This is a genomic window from Alkalihalobacillus alcalophilus ATCC 27647 = CGMCC 1.3604 (assembly GCF_000292245.2).
GTDB lineage: Bacteria > Bacillota > Bacilli > Bacillales > Bacillaceae_D > Alkalihalobacillus > Alkalihalobacillus alcalophilus.
On record NZ_ALPT02000145.1, the window covers coordinates 1 to 3,084 of the forward strand.

The following is a 3,084-nucleotide window of genomic DNA, read 5'->3' on the forward strand; positions in this document are numbered from 1 at the left end:
AAAGAAGAGGATAATGTAAAGTAACCCTTTTTATGTTATTAAATTAGAAGTTTTCCCAGATTTAACTTTACATTATCACCATGGCTATTATTTATTAAAGGTTTTCAACCAAGTCAATAAATCTTCATTCTTCTCCCACATTGGTTCATCAGTAGGTGATACATCTACATACGCTTTCTCAATTGCCTCTCTTTTTTGCTTTGAATCCGTTTTAGCGTAGATTTCCGTTACTTGTACAGAACAGTGGCCTAATATATCTCTTATATAGACAAGATTTACTCCTGCCTGAAGGAGATGCATTGCCTTTGAGTGTCTAAGGCAGTGGCAGGACAATACTTCCGGTATTAATACTTTATTTTTCTCACGTGCTAATTTTTTATATTTTTCTACAATATAATTTACCCCTGCTCTAGTCAGTCTTTCTTTTCTCTTATTAAAGAACAAAGGATATAAGTTAGCGGAATTTCGTAAAAGATTCTGCTCTTCCATGTATTTTTTTACAATCCGCATAGTTGGCTCCATTAATGGTACGATCCTAGCCTTGTTCCCCTTACCAATCAACTTTATAGTATAAGGTTTGTCGAATCTAATCATAGATGGTGTCAAGTCAATAACTTCCTGCACTCTTGCCCCAGTGTCATACATAAGTGTTAATAAGGCTAAGTTGCGCCGTCCTGCCTCTGTGTTAAGATCCGGCATTTCTAAAAGTAGTTTAATTCCATCAAGAGTTAAATAGTTAATGGTTTTCTTTTCTGTCTTTTTGACCGATATAGAGAGGACCTGCTGCCATTCTAATAGATTGTCTGGATTCTCGTATTGAAGGTATTTAAAGAAAGAATGGAGAGCCGCTAGTCGCACATTTCTTGTTGAAGGGCTGCACTGACGCTTATCCTCTGTCCAATCTAAATAATCCACCACTAAATTTTTTGTTATCTTGTTCAATGTTAGATGTTCTACTGAAATTCCTTTTTCGTCTTTTAAGAACCGCAGAAAGAGTATAAATGTATCTCTGTAGGAGGCAATGGTATTTTTGCTTGCACCAATTTCCCCTGGTAGAAACTTGGTAAGAAATCCTGTAAGATAATATGAAAAATCTGTAGGTTTCACGGTAAAGTCACCTCCGGAAACAAATATGAACAAAGACTATTTACCTCCTGAATTAATTCTGGATACATATCCGAAGTTAACCTGACATACTTATCAGTAGCTTCTAAGGATGAGTGACCTAGGTAATTGGAAAGGATAGGAAGAGAATAGTATAGATCCAGTCCCTGACGGGACATTTCTGCTAATGAATGTACACTAAATGAATGTCTAAAACTGTGTACGCATGGTCCCATCCCTTTACCACCATGAGGAATGCCAGCTTTCCAGAGTATTTTACGAAACCACCTATATACTGTATCAGATGCATATTTTTCGTTATTTTTCTGCTTTAAAAAATAATCGTTAGGGCTTTGTAGGTGTAGACAATACTTGCTGTATTGTTTACACACATTTTTTAATGAATCTGAGAGTGGAAGCATTCGATCACAGCCATTTTTTGACTCACGAATAGTAATGTAACCCTCATCGAGATTTACATCCTCACATTTAAGTGCCAATGCTTCACTTACTCTCAATCCACATCCATAGATCATGCGAAAAACAACAGGTAGAATATACTTCATAGTTGTCTGTCCTTTAACTTCAATGGTATCACATGCATCAAAGAATAACTTTAGCTCTTCTTTTGAAAAGATATATGGTGTAAATGTGCTTTTATAGACTTTTAGTTGCCTCGGAATGTGAGATGGGTATCCTAGTTGATTTAGGTAAATAGAAAAATTTATTATGGTATTGACCCTCTTATACCGTGTAACATCGGCCTCATTCGGACGTTTTTCCGCCCATTTAATGGCCAATCCTTTTGTTAATCCAATAGAAGTTGCTCCATTTTTAATAGTAAAATTATCAAACATCTTGAAGGTATAAGCGTTGTCAAAGGCATATCCCATACTTCTTTTGAATTCGATATATTGTTCAATCAATAAAGCATTAACCCCATAGAACTCCATTTATTTCACCTCCTGATAATGAGGTGATGTTAAAGGCAGTACGTCTAAGGCACATTGACGAAGTGATTCTAGATCAATTCTAAGATATGTTTTTGTGCTTTCAGTATTGGTATGACCTAGTACTTCTGAAATAACTGGTAAAGGAGTCTTTTTTTCTAATAGAATTCCTGCAAGGCTATGACGCAGAGCGTGTGGACCATGTTTCTTTTTGTCAATGTTATTTATACCTGCCCTTTTTAAATAAAAGGAAACAATACTGTGAAGAGTTGGTTCCTCAAGTTTGTCGTATGGTCGTCCAGCACGAATAAATATATAGGGTAGTTCCGACTCTGGTCTTCCATATTTGAGATAATCAATAATCGCATTCCCAATTTCAGTCAAGAGCGGAAGCTCTATTCTTTCCTTTGTCTTTTTCTGAATTAAACAAAGGGTGTTGGTTTCCCAATGAATGTTTTCAAACCTTAATCCGCAAATATCAGAAGCACGTAACCCAAGCCGAGCTGCCAATAATATCATCGCTATATCCCTTTTTCCTTTTGGACTACTTCTATCCACAGATTCTAACAGGATTCTAACTTCATCTTTTGTATAGGTGGTTGGTAGGTGAGCTTCCTTTTTGTAGCTACTTTTAGGTACCAGATAACTTAAGTCGCAATCTAAATATTGATTATCAGCTAAAAACCTTAAAAAGCCTCTTAAGGATGAAAGCGTACAGTGAATAGTTGACTTCGAAAAGAAACCAAGGCTACTAATAAAGCCCAAAATATGTTTATTGCCCAGATCTGAGAGGTAAAGAATTTTGTTTGAGTTAAGATAAACCAAAAATCTGTGAAGATATATTTTGTTATTATTTAATGTATCCTCTGATAAGCCTCGTGATTTTCTATAATCTAAAAAGTTAACTATAAATTCTCCAATTTCACCATCGAAATCGTAAGACTTTAGAATTGATCTAAACTTAATAACACCCGTAGTCTGATACTCCGTAAGTACGTTTACACATCTAATGATTTCTTTTTCCCGCGTA

The 3,084-nt window shown here is 35.6% G+C and carries 3 protein-coding genes; all 3 read right to left on the reverse strand.

Going from position 1 to position 3,084, the window contains the following annotated elements:
• Nucleotides 1-87: 87 nt before the first annotated feature.
• The gene (locus BALCAV_RS20630; protein ID WP_040324331.1) at nt 88-1,107 is read right to left on the reverse strand and encodes a site-specific integrase; all 1,020 of its coding nucleotides are present in this window, start codon (nt 1,105-1,107) and stop codon (nt 88-90) included.
• The gene (locus tag BALCAV_RS20635) at nt 1,104-2,057 is read right to left on the reverse strand and encodes a tyrosine-type recombinase/integrase (protein ID WP_003321320.1); all 954 of its coding nucleotides are present in this window, start codon (nt 2,055-2,057) and stop codon (nt 1,104-1,106) included. Before BALCAV_RS20635 ends, BALCAV_RS20630 begins: the two co-directional genes overlap by 4 nt.
• Nucleotides 2,058-3,084, reverse strand: a 1,027-nt coding sequence (locus BALCAV_RS20640) for a site-specific integrase (RefSeq protein WP_040324330.1), incomplete at its 5' end; no start/stop codon positions are given.

Excerpts from the sequence above, each read along its gene's own strand:
- BALCAV_RS20635 (WP_003321320.1), bottom strand. The coding sequence starts at position 2,057 with ATGGAGTTCTATGGGGTTAATGCTTTATTGATTGAACAATATATCGAA.